The sequence below is a fragment of the Pedobacter sp. R-06 genome (assembly GCF_049913135.1).
Classification (GTDB): domain Bacteria; phylum Bacteroidota; class Bacteroidia; order Sphingobacteriales; family Sphingobacteriaceae; genus Pedobacter.
On record NZ_CP183977.1, the window covers coordinates 1,187,065 to 1,202,790 of the forward strand.

18 protein-coding genes are annotated in these 15,726 nt (G+C 36.9%); 15 read left to right on the plus strand and 3 right to left on the minus strand.

Going from position 1 to position 15,726, the window contains the following annotated elements:
• Positions 1 to 70: 70 nt before the first annotated feature.
• Together ACN9MR_RS05105 and fucP are read right to left on the minus strand one after the other, a co-directional pair.
• A complete protein-coding gene (locus ACN9MR_RS05105) occupies positions 71 to 1,708 on the minus strand; it encodes a UxaA family hydrolase (protein WP_426328533.1) in 1,638 nt (545 codons plus the stop codon).
• A complete protein-coding gene (gene fucP / locus ACN9MR_RS05110) occupies positions 1,683 to 3,026 on the minus strand; it encodes an L-fucose:H+ symporter permease (RefSeq protein WP_426328534.1) in 1,344 nt (447 codons plus the stop codon). The genes ACN9MR_RS05105 and fucP overlap by 26 nt, the downstream gene beginning before the upstream one ends.
• A gap of 176 nt (positions 3,027 to 3,202) precedes the next feature.
• On the opposite strand from fucP, the gene ACN9MR_RS05115 reads away from it, so the two are divergent.
• Both ACN9MR_RS05115 and ACN9MR_RS05120 read left to right on the plus strand, forming a co-directional pair.
• Complete coding sequence (locus ACN9MR_RS05115) at positions 3,203 to 4,072, plus strand: AraC family transcriptional regulator (RefSeq protein ID WP_426328535.1); 870 nt, start codon at positions 3,203 to 3,205, stop codon at positions 4,070 to 4,072.
• Between the two features lie 218 nt (positions 4,073 to 4,290).
• A complete protein-coding gene (locus ACN9MR_RS05120; protein ID WP_426328536.1) occupies positions 4,291 to 4,503 on the plus strand; it encodes a hypothetical protein in 213 nt (70 codons plus the stop codon).
• A 400-nt stretch (positions 4,504 to 4,903) separates the two neighbouring features.
• On the opposite strand, the gene ACN9MR_RS05125 is transcribed toward ACN9MR_RS05120, so the two are convergent.
• Positions 4,904 to 5,863, minus strand: coding sequence for a GlxA family transcriptional regulator (locus ACN9MR_RS05125; protein ID WP_426328537.1), 960 nt, complete (start codon positions 5,861 to 5,863; stop codon positions 4,904 to 4,906).
• A 134-nt stretch (positions 5,864 to 5,997) separates the two neighbouring features.
• Here ACN9MR_RS05125 and ACN9MR_RS05130 point away from each other — a divergent pair, with 134 nt between their 5' ends.
• The 13 genes from ACN9MR_RS05130 (at position 5,998) to ACN9MR_RS05190 (ending at position 15,577) form a co-directional block, all read left to right on the plus strand.
• The gene (locus ACN9MR_RS05130; protein ID WP_426328538.1) at positions 5,998 to 6,492 is read left to right on the plus strand and encodes a DinB family protein; all 495 of its coding nucleotides are present in this window, start codon (positions 5,998 to 6,000) and stop codon (positions 6,490 to 6,492) included.
• A 3-nt stretch (positions 6,493 to 6,495) separates the two neighbouring features.
• The gene (locus ACN9MR_RS05135) at positions 6,496 to 7,002 is read left to right on the plus strand and encodes a DinB family protein (protein ID WP_426328539.1); all 507 of its coding nucleotides are present in this window, start codon (positions 6,496 to 6,498) and stop codon (positions 7,000 to 7,002) included.
• A gap of 15 nt (positions 7,003 to 7,017) precedes the next feature.
• A complete protein-coding gene (locus tag ACN9MR_RS05140; RefSeq protein WP_426328540.1) occupies positions 7,018 to 7,473 on the plus strand; it encodes a hypothetical protein in 456 nt (151 codons plus the stop codon).
• A gap of 158 nt (positions 7,474 to 7,631) precedes the next feature.
• Positions 7,632 to 8,012 carry a DoxX family membrane protein gene (locus ACN9MR_RS05145; RefSeq protein WP_426328541.1) on the plus strand — a complete coding sequence of 127 codons (381 nt, stop codon included), beginning with the start codon at positions 7,632 to 7,634 and terminating at the stop codon, positions 8,010 to 8,012.
• 100 nt (positions 8,013 to 8,112) lie between these two features.
• Entirely contained in the window at positions 8,113 to 8,544 is a 432-nt protein-coding gene (locus ACN9MR_RS05150; RefSeq protein ID WP_029276960.1) for a DUF2147 domain-containing protein, read from the plus strand.
• A gap of 7 nt (positions 8,545 to 8,551) precedes the next feature.
• Positions 8,552 to 9,568 (plus strand): WD40/YVTN/BNR-like repeat-containing protein, encoded by a 1,017-nt coding sequence (locus ACN9MR_RS05155; protein WP_426328542.1) that lies wholly within the window; start codon positions 8,552 to 8,554, stop codon positions 9,566 to 9,568.
• 341 nt (positions 9,569 to 9,909) lie between these two features.
• Positions 9,910 to 10,725: a TerC family protein gene (locus tag ACN9MR_RS05160; RefSeq protein WP_426328543.1), complete on the plus strand. Its 816-nt coding sequence runs from the start codon at positions 9,910 to 9,912 to the stop codon at positions 10,723 to 10,725.
• A 53-nt stretch (positions 10,726 to 10,778) separates the two neighbouring features.
• Positions 10,779 to 11,483, plus strand: a complete 705-nt coding sequence (locus ACN9MR_RS05165; RefSeq protein ID WP_426328544.1) for an HAD family hydrolase — start codon at positions 10,779 to 10,781, stop codon at positions 11,481 to 11,483.
• Positions 11,470 to 12,306 (plus strand): phosphoribosyltransferase family protein, encoded by an 837-nt coding sequence (locus ACN9MR_RS05170; protein WP_426328545.1) that lies wholly within the window; start codon positions 11,470 to 11,472, stop codon positions 12,304 to 12,306. The genes ACN9MR_RS05165 and ACN9MR_RS05170 overlap by 14 nt, the downstream gene beginning before the upstream one ends.
• A gap of 2 nt (positions 12,307 to 12,308) precedes the next feature.
• A complete protein-coding gene (locus ACN9MR_RS05175; protein ID WP_426328546.1) occupies positions 12,309 to 12,863 on the plus strand; it encodes a TerD family protein in 555 nt (184 codons plus the stop codon).
• Positions 12,864 to 12,867: 4 nt separating this feature from the next.
• Complete coding sequence (locus tag ACN9MR_RS05180; RefSeq protein ID WP_426328547.1) at positions 12,868 to 13,482, plus strand: TerD family protein; 615 nt, start codon at positions 12,868 to 12,870, stop codon at positions 13,480 to 13,482.
• 27 nt (positions 13,483 to 13,509) lie between these two features.
• Positions 13,510 to 14,607, plus strand: a complete 1,098-nt coding sequence (locus tag ACN9MR_RS05185; RefSeq protein WP_426328548.1) for a toxic anion resistance protein — start codon at positions 13,510 to 13,512, stop codon at positions 14,605 to 14,607.
• Between the two features lie 7 nt (positions 14,608 to 14,614).
• On the plus strand, positions 14,615 to 15,577 hold the full coding sequence (locus ACN9MR_RS05190) for a hypothetical protein (protein WP_426328549.1): 963 nt from the start codon (positions 14,615 to 14,617) through the stop codon (positions 15,575 to 15,577).
• Positions 15,578 to 15,726: the final 149 nt, after the last annotated feature.

Below are 15,726 nucleotides of genomic sequence, written 5' to 3' on the forward strand. Positions count from 1 at the left end.
GCTTTCTCTCCCGAAAGTTCGGGACTGCGCTTCAGTCGAAATGACGGATCGATTGTCCATCTTCCATGGGCTAAAGGCTAACCCCTCTTTTCCATGGGATAAAATCATCCTGATTAAGCTGTACCGCTTTAGGGATTTCTTCGCCACTGGCTACTTTAATACAGTATTCCAATATATCTTCGCCCATTTCGTTAATGGTTTTTTCGCCATTGATCACTGCTCCTGTGTCGATATCAATAATATCACTCATGCGTTTGGCCAGGGTAGAATTGGTAGCTACTTTAATGGTAGGGCAAACTGGATTTCCTGTTGGCGTGCCCAGACCGGTAGTGAATAAAATTAAGGTTGCTCCGGCAGCTGCTTTACCTGTAGTCGCTTCTACATCATTCCCTGGGGTACATACCAAGCTTAAGCCAGGTTTAGTAGCGGGTTCGGTATAATCTAAAACGTCTACAACAGGAGAGGAGCCCGCTTTACGTGCAGCACCAGCCGACTTAATTGCATCGGTAATTAAACCATCTTTAATATTGCCTGGAGAAGGATTCATGTAAAAACCAGAGCCAACTTTATGCGCCAGATCATCATATTCTGTCATTAAACGGATAAATTTTTCGGCAGTTGGCTGATCAACGGATCTATCGATCATTTCTTGTTCTACGCCACAAAGCTCGGGGAACTCGGCCAATAAGACCTTGGCGCCTAAGGCTACCAATAAATCGGCACAATAACCAACAGCCGGATTAGCTGAGATACCGCTAAAACCATCGCTACCACCACATTTTACACCCACACACATTTTGCTTAGCGGGGCTGCTGCACGTTCTTGTTTATTAATGAACATCAATCCTTCAAAAGTACTGCGGATCGAATTTTGGATCAGTTGTTCTTCGCTTTGTGCTTTTTGCTGCTCGAAAATTAAAAGTGGTTTATCAAAATCAGGATCAAGGGCAAATAAATCGCGTTTAAAATCTTCTACCTGCAAATGTTGGCAACCCAAACTTAAAACCGTTATACCGGCCACATTGGGGTGATGGGCATAAGCCGCCAATAATTTGCTTAAGGTATCCGAATCCTGACGTGTTCCACCACAACCACCGTTGTGATTGAGGAACTTAATTCCATCTACATTTTTAAAGGTGCGGCTGGCTTTATCTACTTTAGGTTCAAAACTAATATTATTAATGTCTTCTCCCTTTTCAAAGGCCTGAACCAGTTTGTGGGTGTAAGATTTATATTTATCATCTACCGCATAACCCAACTCACTATAAAGTGATTCTTTAATAATATCAAGATTTCTGTTTTCGCAAAATACAGTCGGGATAAACAACCAATAGTTTGCAGTGCCCACTTCACCATTTTTACGGTGATAACCATTAAAAGTGCGGTTGGCGTATTTACTTACATCGGGTGCTTCCCATTTGTAATTAACATTGCGATAGGCAAATGGCTCTGCAGCATGTTTGGTATTCTCCACACTCATTCTCATCCCCGCTTTTACATCAAACTGTACCTTTCCAACCAAAACACCGTACATCATTACCTCATCGCCAGCTTTCATATCCTGCATAAAAAATTTATGCTTGGCAGGGATTTCATCAACAGTAACGTAGGTATTTCCTTCATGCACTATTTTGGTATCTTTAGGTAAATCTTGTAACGCAACCAAAACATTATCAGCATTGTTAATCTTGATGACTAATTTTTTCATTGTCAATTTTATAATCTAAACTAATTTCTTTTTCAATGTGATTGGGTTTCCATCCTTTCCATCCGAAGTAGAAAACCACTAAAAAGCATATAAATGGTACTAAATACCCATATTGTATATTGTGTGTGGCGTCTGATATCAAACCTAATACCGGTGGTAAAAAGGCACCGCCAACAATAGACATCACAATTAACGATGAGCCCAGTTTTGTATCTTTACCCAAACCTGCTATACCCAATGAGAATATGGTTGGGAACATGATCGACATAAAAAAGGCAACACCGATTAAAGCATAAACGGTAATCATGCCGCTTGCAAAAATAGATACGAGGGTAAGAGCAGCACTAATTAAGGCGTAAAGCATCAATAGTTTATGGGCAGCTACGTATCTCATAAAGAAAGTTCCGGCGAACCGGCCAACCATAAAAGCTAAACCTGCGGCGCCCGAATACCATGCTGCCTGATCCTGGCTGATATTTGCTGATGAGGTGACAAAGCTGATGAATAAACTCAATACGCAAACCTGTGCGCCTACATAAAAAAACTGTCCAATAATTGCCCAGCGCAAATGGCTATGGCTCAACACATGCCCAAAACTGCTTTTTTCCTGAGCATTTTCTTCCTCTTTAATGTCAGGTAGTTTGGTGAAAATAAACAGGATGGCTACTACTATAATCAGGATACCCAAAATTAGGTAAGGTGCTTTTACTGTTGATGCCTCTTCGAGCATATAAGCTTGTTTTTCTAAAGGCAACATTTTGGTCAATTGGGCATCGGTATATTTTACTTCGGTAAAAATAAATTTACCGCCAAGTATTGGCGCTAAAAATGCAGCTAAACCATTAAAAGACTGGGAGAAATTTAAACGTTGTGTAGCGGTTTCTGGTGGCCCCAGTACGGTAACATAAGGATTTGCTGCTGTTTCCAGGAAGGTTAAACCACAGGCGATAATAAAAAGCGCGCCTAAGAAAAATATATATTGTGCAGTATTGGCTGCGGGTATAAATAGTAAACAGCCGATGGCGAATAAAACAAGACCTAATATAATACCGCTTTTATACCCATACTTGCGCATAATGTAGCCTGCAGGTAAAGCCAATAGAAAATAGGCGATAAAAACCGAAGAATCGACCAGGGTAGATTCGAAAACATTTAGTTGAAAAGCTTTGCGTAGATGTGGAATTAATACAGGATCGAGATTGTGGACGAAACCCCAGAAGAAAAAGAGGCTGGTGACCAAAATTAATGGAAATAAATATCCCTTACCGTTTTTTGGCGTATCGGATACCTGAAAGTTCGTTGATGGCGTGTGACTCATGTTTTGTTTGGTTATAATGGTTTAAGCAGGTTCTTTTTGGTTAGTTGTTGTATTACAAATTAAACCCTTAAGCATTAATAAAAATTTAACTTTATGATCTAATTATTAAATGATATTAGCCCGATTTTTTACATTGCAAAATAATTTTGCATATTAGATTGATTTTTTAAGATTTTATGAAACCGCATTTACTTAATGTATCTACTAATTCGGTAGACTCTTTTAGCGCTCGACGAGACATTATGCCCGATATAAACAACCGTTGGCATTACCACTCTGCATTAGAACTGATCTACGTTAAAAGAGGCAGGGGAACGCAGTTTATTGGCGATAGCATCAAAAATTTTAAGGATGGAGATGTTGTTTTACTTGGAAGCAATTTGCCGCACTACTGGCGCTTTGACCCAGAATTTTTTGATGAAACCGCTGGTGAACCGGTTGATGTTTATGCGATTCATTTTAAGGAGGATTTTTTGGGTAAGGATTTTCTCGACCTTCCCGAAAATCAGGAAATCAAAAAAGCCTTACTTCAATCGCGACAGGGAATTCAGTTACAAGGAACTTCAAAAGAGAGAATTGCCGGTTTGATGCCACAGATTATTGAGGCTACAGGCACCATGAGGATCATAAAAATACTCGAAGTGTTAACTGAAATAGCCAATTGTGAAGAAAAAAACATATTGGTTTCGCTAGGCTTTAAGCCAAACTTTCTGAAGAACGAAAAAGACAGGATCCAATCTATTTATAACTATACCATCAGCAATTACAAAAATAAAATAGAGCTAAAGGAAATTGCTGCGGTAGCTAAAATTAGCCCCAATTCTTTCTGTAAATTCTTTAAAACTAAAAGTAGAAAAACCTATACACAGTTTCTGAACGAGATTAGGGTAGGGCAGGCCTGTAAATTATTGATCGAAAATGATCTAACCGTTAAAGAAATCTGCTACGACTGCGGATTTTATAATTTCACCAGCTTCCATAAATATTTTAGAGAAATAACGGGAAAAACCCCACTAAAATATCAACAAGCCTTTTCTAAACAATAGTTATAGCGAATGAATTCTATTTTTAAAATCTGACTTCCTAATTCTACAACATTTGCCGATTTATTTAAGTTTTTCTATTTTTTTTGTTTAAACCAAATATAAATAGCTGAAGTTTTAATGACTTTTATCATTTATCTATTTTAAAACACAAGAATGTTAAAACTAATTTTTGATTTATAGGTTTATAGCTTAAGTTTGTATTTCTAACTGAATATTTTATGAGCAATATCTCTAATCCGAAACCGGTGAAAAAGGGCGATAGGATGGACAATGACCATAATAACCTTAATGAGCCTTACACCCCTGGTTCAAAGCATAAATTTGAAGGATGGCCGATTTTATGGATCCTGATAGCTATATTTTTAATTTCTGCAGTTTTATGGTATACAGGAGCCGCTCCTTACTTAATTAAGTGGATCGCCAATAAATAGAAAAGATGTTTTTAAAGAAGTTGGTTTGACCATAACATTTCATTGTCTTTCTGTGAGAAAGTTCCATGTATTGGCTTAAAGGGAGACGTTAATTTTGATGACGGGAAAAGAACTGATTAAAATTTTTCATCATCGCTGGGAATCTGCTCAGCGGAGAAATAGCAGTACAACATTAATCCAAAGGAAACAATATAAAATACCGCTGTGATTAAAAGGAATGTGCTCATATAAATAGTTATTTGGTTAGTGTAATTATAACGTTAAGTTATCTTAAATTATATAGGGCGATGCATTTATTTTATATTAATTATTAACATAATTATTTTTTTGTGTTGAAAACTATTTATTTAGTTTGTTTTGTAATGCCGGTTTACTATCCTGCTGTTGCTCAGTTATCTGCTTACCTTGCTTGGAATTTATCGCGGTATTGAGTCGGCGTCATCCCAACTGATTTTCTGAAAACTTTCCTAAATGCTTTAGGGTCATTGTAGCCAGAGTTATAAATTACCTCTGTCATTTGCTGGGCAGTTTGCTCTAATAATTTTTTAGCTGCCTCGATACGGGTTTGTTGAAGATATTCGATAGGGGTAATGCCGATTACCTGTTTAAAGCGCCGCACAATATTTCTTCTACTGGAAGGAATATCTTTAATCATCTCTTCGATGGTAGCTACATCCTGATAATTATTTTCAATTTTTTCTTGTGCAGAGGCAACAATATCATCGTTGTGATGACGTATAGGCCGGAAGGTGCTAAAGTACGATTGGTTTACCCGGTCCATATCGATTGCAAAAATCTTGGCCACCTTAACAGCCATATCTTTTCCACAATGAAGCTGTAAAAGGTGCAACAATAAATGAAAAGTAGAAGTTGCACCACCACTTGTAAATAACTTCCCATCCTGTGTTACGGTTTTATCAGCCTTTAAATGAACCAAGGGGAATGCCGTAGAAAAGGCAGAACAGGCGTCAACATGTGTGGTAGCAGCTTTACCATCCAACAGTCCCGATGCTGCAAGTAAAAATGCGCCAGTACAGAAAGTAGCAATTTCTGCGCCTGCTGCATGCTGTTTGTTTAACCATGGGATATAGCCTTTATTGGCTCCGATACAATCTTTAATATCATTGGTTGCAAATGAAGGCACTAAAATGAGATCAAGATGTGCAGCTTTTTGTAAGGGCACACAAGGATGTTCACTAAAATTGTAATTTTTATCGTCCAGTGTAATTAAACTAATATTAAACGGGGTTTCGAGCTCATCTTTCCGATAAAATCCATTAACAGTATCAAATACATCCAAAATAGCCGCTATGCTTAATAATCTGAAATTTTGGGGCAGTAAAACACCTACTTGTATCATTTGGTTAAAAATTTAAGTATCGTAAATATATAAAAATTGTCTGAAATGCCCCTTAAGATTGACTTTTACGGCAACGGTGTCCGGTTGAATTAACAATTAACTTTATTCCAGTTAATCAACTAATTAATAAACATATGAAAACCACCCCAAAGAGTAGCAGAATGTACGGCTTTATAGTGCTGTACGAAATGCAAACAGATTTTTTACTAAGGGCTTTAGATGGGATAGACCAAAAGGACGCACAGAAAAGATTGGATACGAAAGCAAATCACATTGCCTGGATTACCGGGAGTGTGGTGCATGGCCGCTATTTTCTGGCCAAATCATTCGGTATCGATCTTCCATCTGTCACTGACGAACTTTTTGCCGATAACAAAGGAATTGTGGATGATGCCACTTATCCATTGCTTGAAGATTTTATTAAAGATTGGGCAGCAATTTCTCCAAAGTTACAGGAGGCTTTAACCCAGGCTACTGACGAGAAACTGGAAGAGAAACTCAATATCCCGGGAATGGAGATCACACTGTTTGAAATGATCAGCTTCAGCAGTTATCGGGAAGCCAATTGCATCGGGCAGATTGCCCTATGGCGCAGATTATTAAACTATCCTGGAATGAATTATATGTAAACTATGGAAAAGATAATTAGAGAAGCCAATGAAACTTTAACAGCATTGGAACATGAGTTTTCAAAATTTGATACCCCACAGATTAATGAAGTGCCTTTTGAAGGAAGCTGGACTGCAGGTCAATTGGCTGAGCACCTGGTTTTGTCTAATTCGGGTTTCCTCGAAGTAATTAATGGGCCGGTAGCCGAAACAGATAAACCGGCAGATTTAATGGTAACAGAAATTAGAAAAGATTTTTTGAATTTCAATGTGAAGTACGATTCTCCTAAAGAGATCTATCCTGAAGACAGGACATATAATCAACCTGAATTATTAAAAAGTTTAAAGCAGATCAGACAGGGGGTATCAGATGCGATAATTGGTTTAGATTTAACTAAAACATGTACTGCTTATGAGCTGCCCGGATATGGCTTTCTAACCCGGTTGGAGGCAATTTATTTCGTGATTTATCATACACAGAGACATGTTTACCAGTTAAAGAATATTTACAATGAGCTGGATAGCAATTGATTTTTAATTAAATTTATGAGAAACAACAGGCTTAATCTGCTAAATCCCTATATCGGCAAATGGAAAACAGAAGGTTTAACAAAATCAGGTGATATAATCACTGGGACTGATACCTACGAGTGGGTTGATGGCGGTTTTTTCTTAGTGCATCAGGTAGATGTTATGTTTGGCGATAAAAAGATCCGATCGTTAGAAATTACACACTATGATGATATGGAGGATGTTTTTCGGTCGCAATCTTTCGATAATGAAGGCAATATTTCAATATCTACCCTTAAAATTTACGATGATATTATTTTAATATTTGCCGATACAGAAAGATTTAAAGGGAATTTCAAAACCAATACCATCGAAGGATTGTGGGAACAGTTTGATGGTAAAAACTGGATTCCATGGATGGATATCAAACTAACGAAAATTCTCCCGCAATGTAATGATGAACCCGTTTCTGCATCTTTAGAGTCTGGTTAGATCCTGATTAATAGCGCATGGTTAATGGATTATGGCTATTGACCATAAAACCATCAACCAAAATAGGTTAACTTATTATTACACCAATGTACCAATGACTAATGAACTATAAATTATTATTATTATTTTTAAATATAGAAACCAAAAATTAAAACACTATGAAAATTGCAGTTATTATTGTACGCGTGCTTCTAGCCGCTATGTATCTTTTTGCTTCTGTAAGCTATTTTCTTAATATAATGCCTAAGGCGCCAGAAATGACAGCGGCACAAACCAGCTTTATGACGGGTATAATGGCCTCAGTGTATCTTTTTCCTTTAATCAAGATCACGGAACTGATATGTGGTGTAATGTTATTGATTGGCAGAACTGCGCCGCTCGCTTCAATCATCATTTTTCCTGTTACCTTGAATATCTTTTTGTATACCGCGTTTTTGGCGCAGCCTAAAGATCTTCCGATGTCAGCAGTGATGTTATTGTTTAATTTGTTCCTGCTTTATACGTATCGTGCCAAGTATCTACCAATCGTTTCAAAGTAAATTTTAGGATTTTCAACAATTCTCATACTTTTTCTCTTTATTTAGTGTTTCGATATAAGGTGTAATTATTATCTTTAAAAACTAACTAGAAATAAAAAATATGAGAAAGTTACCATTTTTAATGCTGCTTTTTGTTGCAGTATCGTTTTCTGCATTTGCACAGAACAAAGATGCTATTGTGGGCAAATGGCTTAATCCATCGGGTGAGGGGCAAATAGAAATTTATAAAAAAGGCGATAAATATTATGGGAAATTAGCCTGGATGAAGGAACCCAATTTAAATGGTAAGCCTAAGTTAGATGCTAAAAATCCTGACGAAAAGCTACAGAAGCGTGCTTTATTGAATCTGGAAATATTAAAGGATTTTGTTTACGATGATGGTAAGTGGACTGATGGAACGATTTACGATCCAAAAAGCGGCAAAACATACAGTTGTAATATGTCTTTAAAAAGTAACGATGTGTTAAATGTTCGTGGTTATGTAGGTATTTCTCTTTTAGGAAGATCAGAAACTTTTAGACGAGTAAAATAATTAATAGATGAAAAAATTAATATGGTGCCTTTTAATGGCACCTTTTTTTTGCGCTGCGCAGTCGTATTCGTTTAAACCCTTAAACGAGAATACCAAAACCAGTTTACGGGGTTTAAGTGTCGTATCAGATCGGGTTATCTGGGTTAGTGGTAGTAATGGATCGGTAGGTAAAACTACTGATGGTGGTATAACCTGGAAATGGTTAAAACCAAAAGGTTACGAAAAAATCGATTTCAGGGATATTGAAGCTTTCGACGATAAGCAGGCCATTACAGTGGGCATTGCATCGCCGGCATACATTCTGAAAACTGTAGATGGTGGTGAAACCTGGACCGAAAATTATAAAAATGTAGATTCTGCCATATTTTTGGACGGGCTAAGTTTCTGGGATAAAAATAAAGGGCTCGTTTTTGGTGATCCTATTAATGATCATATGCAGTTGCTTAAAACCCAGGATGCAGGCAAGACCTGGCAGGATATATCTGCAAACCTTAAAACTAAATTAACAAAAGGCGAAGCGAGTTTTGCGGCCAGCGGTACAACTATTAAAGCACTGCCCGGTGGTAAAACCTGGATTGCATCAGGCGGAACAGTATCTAACATTTACTTTTCTCCAGATTATGGCGAGACCTGGCAGGTATTTAAATGCCCGATTTTACAGGGAGAGAATAGTACAGGTCCTTTCTCTATCGATTTTTTGAATGAAAAAATTGGTGTAACAGTTGGTGGAAACTATGTAAAAGATAAAGAAAACACCAATAATATTCTTTTAACCAATGATGGCGGCAAAACCTGGCAAAAGCCAGCTAGCCCGGTTTTAGGCTTCCGTTCGGGCGTAACCTATATTAATACTAAAACCTTAATTGCTACGGGCACTTCAGGTACAGATATTTCTACTGATGGTGGCCAAAACTGGAAACATATTTCCGATAAAAGTTTTAATGCTGTTCAAAAATCCAAAAAAGGGAAACTGATTATCCTGGCTGGAGAAAAGGGTGCGATTTATCAGTTAACTACAAATTGATAAAGGATGCATGACAAATTTCATTTTTATCTTACCTCATCGTCCTGCTGAACTTGTTTTATTAGCAGTTTTTATTGTTTTAAAGGCCTAATAGCTACTTCGTGGTCAGCATCTTTTTAGCAAGAAAGCCCCTGAAATAAATTCAGGGTGACGATAGGTCGTGGAATTTGTAGAAAACCCATTAATAAAATTTCAGCTCTATTACGTAACAGTTTTATTGATTAAGTATCTAATCAGTAAAACGATTCAATAAATAAAAAAGATTGAAGCATTGGGATTGATAAAATTTTGTTTCTTTGCTGTTAACTAAAACTTTAATTTAAAACATACACACTCGCTCAATGGATTTTTTGCACACGATTTTAGGTGACGATATACAGGCCGGATTATTAATTATTTTAAACTTAATTGTGATTGAGAGTTTGCTCTCTGTTGATAATGCTGCTGTTTTGGCAACGATGGTAATGGATCTGCCAAAATCGCAAAGAGAAAAAGCGTTAAAATATGGCATTATTGGCGCTTATGTTTTTAGAGGGATCTGTTTGTTCCTGGCTGCATGGTTGGTTAAAATCTGGTGGTTGAAACCACTTGGCGGTCTATACCTGTTGTACCTGGCTTTCGATTATTTTAGAAAAAAGAACAATAAGGGCAAGGAAGAAGAAGAGCAGGTAGACAAAAGCAAAAGCTGGATATATAGATCTACTGTTGGTGTAATGGGAACTTTTTGGGCAACCGTTGCTTTAGTAGAAGTAATGGATTTAGCCTTCTCTATCGATAATGTTTTTGCTGCTGTGGCTTTTACCGATCATATCTGGTTAATATATATCGGTGTTTTTATCGGGATTTTGGCCATGCGTTTTGTAGCGCAGGCATTTGTGAAACTGATGGAGAAATTTACTTTTTTAGAAACGGTAGCATTCATTGTAATTGGTGTTTTAGGGATTAAACTTACTTCATCATTAGTGACGCATTTTTATCCCGAATCGCCTATTTCTCACGTTATAGAAGGTGAAAAAACAGATCTTTTTGTATCTATTTTTACGGTAGCCATTTTCATTATACCAGTATTAACATCCTTATTGTTTAACTATCCCAAAAAACACAAAAGTGATATTATCATTTCGGACGATGCCGAAAAGGTATTGGATAAATCTTAAAATTAAACATTGGTAATATTATAATCTATAAACCGATTAGGAAACAGGGTGCAATGGCTTTTTACAAACATTATTCATTCGATCTTTGGTTAACGTTGATTAAATCAAATCCAGCGTATAAACAGGAGCGGACTCAATATTTTTACCAGAAATTTAATATTAAGCATAAAAATTTAGCAGAAGTTGCTGTCATTTTTCGCCAGGTAGATTTAATGGTAAACGCCATTAATGAGCGGACAGGGAAAAATGTAGATGCTGATGAAATGTATTTAATGATCATCGGTATGATCAATGATTACGATTTCAATTTTCATGATGTGGATCTGCAGGAGATTGATCACGACATGGAGCAACTGGTTTTTACCCACATGCCTTTGCTGTATAGCGATAGTTCCTTAACCGTATTGGAGCAGCTTAAATCAACAGGTTTAAGTTCGACCAATATTTTAAGCAATACTGGTTTTATAAAAGGGAAAACCTTAAAAAAAGTAATCAACCATTTGGGTATCGATCAGTTTATCGATTTTCAACTGTATTCTGATGAAGTACGGATGTCTAAACCCAATACCGGATTTTTCCAGTTGATGTTAGATACCATCGACAGGGAAAAGCATCCTGAACTATTGTTAAAAGATGTAATCCATGTTGGTGATAACCCGCATGCTGATGTTCGTGGAGCGGAAGCAATGGGCATTAACAGCATGCTCATCAATTCCAATCACCTATCTATCTCAAACCTACTCTATGATACCGTATAATTTCTCACTCCATAAAATAGACAATACAGTCGATTTTGGCTTTAGTGCCGACGATTACAGCCGCTTTAAGTTTGGCGATGACCTGGTGGCCCGGTCTTTCGGAAAAGACCTTGCCGATGGCTTTATCCGCTATTATTTAGCTGATAATGTGATTACCGATCAGATTGTGGTTATCTCTAGTCCTTATAGTTTTATTCCGACGGCAACCTTCGCCATGAAAAACTATTTCGTTTGCCAGCTTAACCGTTGGCTGGTCGAAAATGGTGGTTTGGCAGTACAGGAAACCAAAGTGCATAGAACCATTACTTATAAGGAAGATTACGGTGAGTTAAGTGCAGAAGAAAGGCTTTCACTGATTGGAAACGATTCATTTCATATCGATAAAGATTTTCTTGCTGGTAAAACACTTTTATTTCTGGATGATATTAGAATTACCGGAAGCCATGAGCGGATGATCTTAAAAATGGCTAAGGAATACGGTTTAAAGAACGAAATGTATATGCTTTATTTCGCCGAACTCGTGAATAAAAATATCCATCCCAATGTAGAAAATTTCCTGAATTACCATCAGATAAAATCTATTTTTGATCTGGAAGAAATTATCGATAGCGGCAATTTCAGGTTTAATACCCGTATTGTAAAATACATTTTAAATACGACTTCGAACAGTTTTAATCTATTTTTAGAACGTAGAAGTACCGATTTTATCAATCAGCTTTACGATCTATCCCTGGGGAATAACTACCATACCATAGAGGCGTATTCTAAAAATTTACATCTTATAAAAGACTATATCAAAAACAATAATTATAAATTAATTTAAATATGGCTATTAATTTGCAAAAGGGGCAAAGAGAAAATATCGATGCTCCTAAATTTACAATAGGTTTAGGTTGGGATACCAACAGCTCTTCAACTGGTTCTGCATTCGATTTAGATGCTTCAATTTTTATACTAAACGATCAGAAAAAACTGATTTCAGATGAAAACTTTGTATTCTACAACAATTTGGTTTCTCCAGATGGTTCGGTAGAACATACGGGCGATAACTTAACCGGTGATGGAGATGGCGATGATGAGCAGATCAAAATTGATTTAACCAAAGCTGATGCTAAAGTAAACGAGATCTGTATTGTGGTGACCATCCATGATGCTGACAACAGGAGACAGAATTTTGGACAGGTTAGAAATTCGTTCATCCGTATTTTTGATGCCGTAACCAATGAGGTGATCTTAAAATACGAATTGGAAGAAGATTTCTCTATTGAAACAGCAGTAGAATTTGGAAGAATTTACAAACGCGAAGGCAAATGGAAATTTGAAGCCGTTGGCGTAGGTATGAAAGGCGGTTTACAGGATTATTTAAACAAATATCAATAATATTATGGCAATCAATCTTCAAAAAGGACAGCGTATCAGTCTGGAAAAAAGTAATGGTAGTAAACTTCAGAATGTTTGTGTAGGTATTAACTGGGGTGCCATTGAAAAGAAAGGCCTTTTCGGTTTCGGATCATCAAAAGAAGCGGTAGATTTAGATGGAAGTTGTGCATTATATAATGAAAACAAACAACTTTTAGAGGTAGTTTATTTTGGTAACCTAAAATCAAAAAATGGTTCTGTAAAACATAGCGGCGATGATTTAACCGGCGATATGGGCGGCGATGATGGCTTAGATAACGAGATCATCACGCTTGATTTCTCTCAGTTGGATGCCAATGTAAACTATGTTGCCTTTGTATTGAATAGTTTTAGAGGTCATGATTTTGGTACGATCCCTTTTGCTTCAATCCGCATTTATGAAGGCACAACAAAACGTGTTAACGAGGTTTTTGCTAAATTCGATATTGCTAACGGAGCCAACTTTGCTGGTCACGTATCGATGGTAATGGGCGTTTTCTACAAGAAAAACGGCGAATGGAAATTTAATGCCATTGGCGAGCCAACCAAAGATAAAAAATTAGAAGATACCGTTAAAACCGTAACTCAAAACCATTTATAGGCCGTAAAGCTGGTAATAAATCAAACTATGGAAACCAACCCAAACGTTACCCAAGCCCTTACTCCGGTTAAACTGGATAAAGATGGCAATGTGGATCTCGAGAAAATAACCTCAGAGGAGGCACTTAAATACAATGAGATTGGAAAATCGTTAGAACCATCAGATGTAAATTCTATCCTGAATTACGGAAGCGATGCCCAAAACTCAATGGAGAAATACAGTAACGAATTTTTATCGTCTGTACGGACCTATAACAGTGGGGAAGTTGGCGGTTTAATTAACGAACTGCTTACCGAACTGAATTATATTGATGTTTCAGAATTGGAGCAAAGTGCGTTTAAAAACTTTATTTCTAAAATTCCGTTTTTAAAGAGCCTGGTTGTTGATGTGAAAAAACTTTTCCAGAAGTATGATGTTGTGGTGAATAATATTGATAAAATCACCAATAAAATTAAAGCTGGAAGACTAAATTCAATTAAAGACAACAGTTCGCTGCAAACCATGTTCGATAGCAATGTTGGTTACATCCACCAAATGGAAGAACTGATTATTGCCGGACAGATGAAATACAACGAGCTGAACATCAAACTTGCTGAGATGGAAGGCCGGCCTGCCGATTACCAGGATTATGAAATTGCCGATTTAAGGGATTTCATAAGCCGCTTGGATAAAAGACTGGCCGACATGAAAATTGTTCGTTTCATTATGTTGCAATCTTTAGCGCAGATCCGTGTAGTGCAGAACAACAATACTTCAATTGCAGAAAAAGCACAATCGATTGTATCTACAACCATTCCGGTGTGGAAAAACCAATTGACCATTGCTGTTGCTTTACAAAGGCAAAAAGCCAACGTAGAGATGCAGAAGAAGATTTCGGATACCACCAATACCATTTTGCAGAAAAATGCAGAGATGCTGAAACAAAACAGTATCGATGTAGCCAAAGAGAATGAAAAAACAGTAGTATCTTTGGAAACCTTGAAACGAACCACTTCATCGTTGATTGAAACGCTTAATGAGGTTAAACAGATCCATGAAGCGGGTGCTCAGAGCAGAAGAGTGCTGGATGGCGAACTTAAAACTTTGGAAACAGAGTTGAAAAAGAACGTGACGAGGGTGAGTTAATTAAAATATGGATGAATACCGTTTAAATATTATCAAAAAATCAAGCGCAGAGATCAACCGTTTACAGTTGCTCTCTGTGTTTTTTGATGATGAGGTGATTTATAAAATTTATTTAAGAAGCCAGGTTATTCATCAACTTTTTGCCAACAACGAAGAATTAGAGATCGAAAAATTAGATCTTTTCCATCTTCAGTTTACCGATAGCGTGATCGAACTGCTCAAAAAGATTAAAAAGAGCAATGAGAAAAACGTATCGCTTATTTACGATGAAATTGACCTGAATGAAGAGCTGATCGACCGGATGGTAAGTGCGCTTATTGATCAGAAAAGTTTTCAGCAGGATAAACAAAAGCAATCGTTAAAAGTAAATCTATCGCTGAGGAAACTATTCAGTGTGCTTTCTGATCTCAGTTCCGATTTTCCTTTCTCCAAAAACATTAACGTTTTTAGCTCCAGATACGCGAACGATTTTTATTTCGATCTCAAACCGGATCAATTTGCTAAACTGATTGATTTTCAAAGTAAGCAGGTTTATACCAATGTTTACGCAACCATCGAGAAAAAACTGATGGGCAAATTGTGCAAGTACGATTTTCGGACTGAATTTTATATTGGTTTAAAATCGGGTGAGCTGGTAATTGAAGTATATAAATTTTTGGATATAGACAGTTATTACCTGTTTTTTCCAAGCCGAAACCTGTTTTTGTTCTGCGATTTAACCATTTTGAAAGATTTGGATATGTCTAATAATCTTTCAGAACGGGAACGGATTGTACAAGAACTGCAATATAAAAACGATAAGTTAAAAAGTAATGCTGCGGTTTTAAAAACGGCAATTCCTAATGAGATTGTTAATTTGTTAGAAGATAGTTACAGTAAAATATCTGACATCAATTTCTTGAACCACCTCAATAATTTCGATGTACAATCGAATATTTTGAAGACCATGTTGAAGACGGATTTGTTTTAGATTGGTTTTCCATTCTACGTAAATCTCTATAGATAAATCGTCATTTCGACCGTAGTGGAGAAATCTGTGTCCACAGCTTATAGCATCTTTAAAAGACTTCTCGACTTCGCTGCGCTCCGCTCGAAATGACGGATGATTGGATGGAGAAA

Bases quoted from the DNA above. Each gene is read 5' to 3' on its own strand.
- ACN9MR_RS05105 (WP_426328533.1), bottom strand. From the start codon at position 1,708: ATGAAAAAATTAGTCATCAAGATTAACAATGCTGATAATGTTTTGGTT.
- fucP (WP_426328534.1), bottom strand. From the start codon at position 3,026: ATGAGTCACACGCCATCAACGAACTTTCAGGTATCCGATACGCCAAAA.
- ACN9MR_RS05115 (WP_426328535.1), top strand. From the start codon at position 3,203: ATGAAACCGCATTTACTTAATGTATCTACTAATTCGGTAGACTCTTTT.
- ACN9MR_RS05120 (WP_426328536.1), top strand. From the start codon at position 4,291: ATGAGCAATATCTCTAATCCGAAACCGGTGAAAAAGGGCGATAGGATG.
- ACN9MR_RS05125 (WP_426328537.1), bottom strand. From the start codon at position 5,863: ATGATACAAGTAGGTGTTTTACTGCCCCAAAATTTCAGATTATTAAGC.
- ACN9MR_RS05130 (WP_426328538.1), top strand. From the start codon at position 5,998: ATGAAAACCACCCCAAAGAGTAGCAGAATGTACGGCTTTATAGTGCTG.
- ACN9MR_RS05135 (WP_426328539.1), top strand. From the start codon at position 6,496: ATGGAAAAGATAATTAGAGAAGCCAATGAAACTTTAACAGCATTGGAA.
- ACN9MR_RS05140 (WP_426328540.1), top strand. From the start codon at position 7,018: ATGAGAAACAACAGGCTTAATCTGCTAAATCCCTATATCGGCAAATGG.
- ACN9MR_RS05145 (WP_426328541.1), top strand. From the start codon at position 7,632: ATGAAAATTGCAGTTATTATTGTACGCGTGCTTCTAGCCGCTATGTAT.
- ACN9MR_RS05150 (WP_029276960.1), top strand. From the start codon at position 8,113: ATGAGAAAGTTACCATTTTTAATGCTGCTTTTTGTTGCAGTATCGTTT.
- ACN9MR_RS05155 (WP_426328542.1), top strand. From the start codon at position 8,552: ATGAAAAAATTAATATGGTGCCTTTTAATGGCACCTTTTTTTTGCGCT.
- ACN9MR_RS05160 (WP_426328543.1), top strand. From the start codon at position 9,910: ATGGATTTTTTGCACACGATTTTAGGTGACGATATACAGGCCGGATTA.
- ACN9MR_RS05165 (WP_426328544.1), top strand. From the start codon at position 10,779: ATGGCTTTTTACAAACATTATTCATTCGATCTTTGGTTAACGTTGATT.
- ACN9MR_RS05170 (WP_426328545.1), top strand. From the start codon at position 11,470: ATGATACCGTATAATTTCTCACTCCATAAAATAGACAATACAGTCGAT.
- ACN9MR_RS05175 (WP_426328546.1), top strand. From the start codon at position 12,309: ATGGCTATTAATTTGCAAAAGGGGCAAAGAGAAAATATCGATGCTCCT.
- ACN9MR_RS05180 (WP_426328547.1), top strand. From the start codon at position 12,868: ATGGCAATCAATCTTCAAAAAGGACAGCGTATCAGTCTGGAAAAAAGT.
- ACN9MR_RS05185 (WP_426328548.1), top strand. From the start codon at position 13,510: ATGGAAACCAACCCAAACGTTACCCAAGCCCTTACTCCGGTTAAACTG.
- ACN9MR_RS05190 (WP_426328549.1), top strand. From the start codon at position 14,615: ATGGATGAATACCGTTTAAATATTATCAAAAAATCAAGCGCAGAGATC.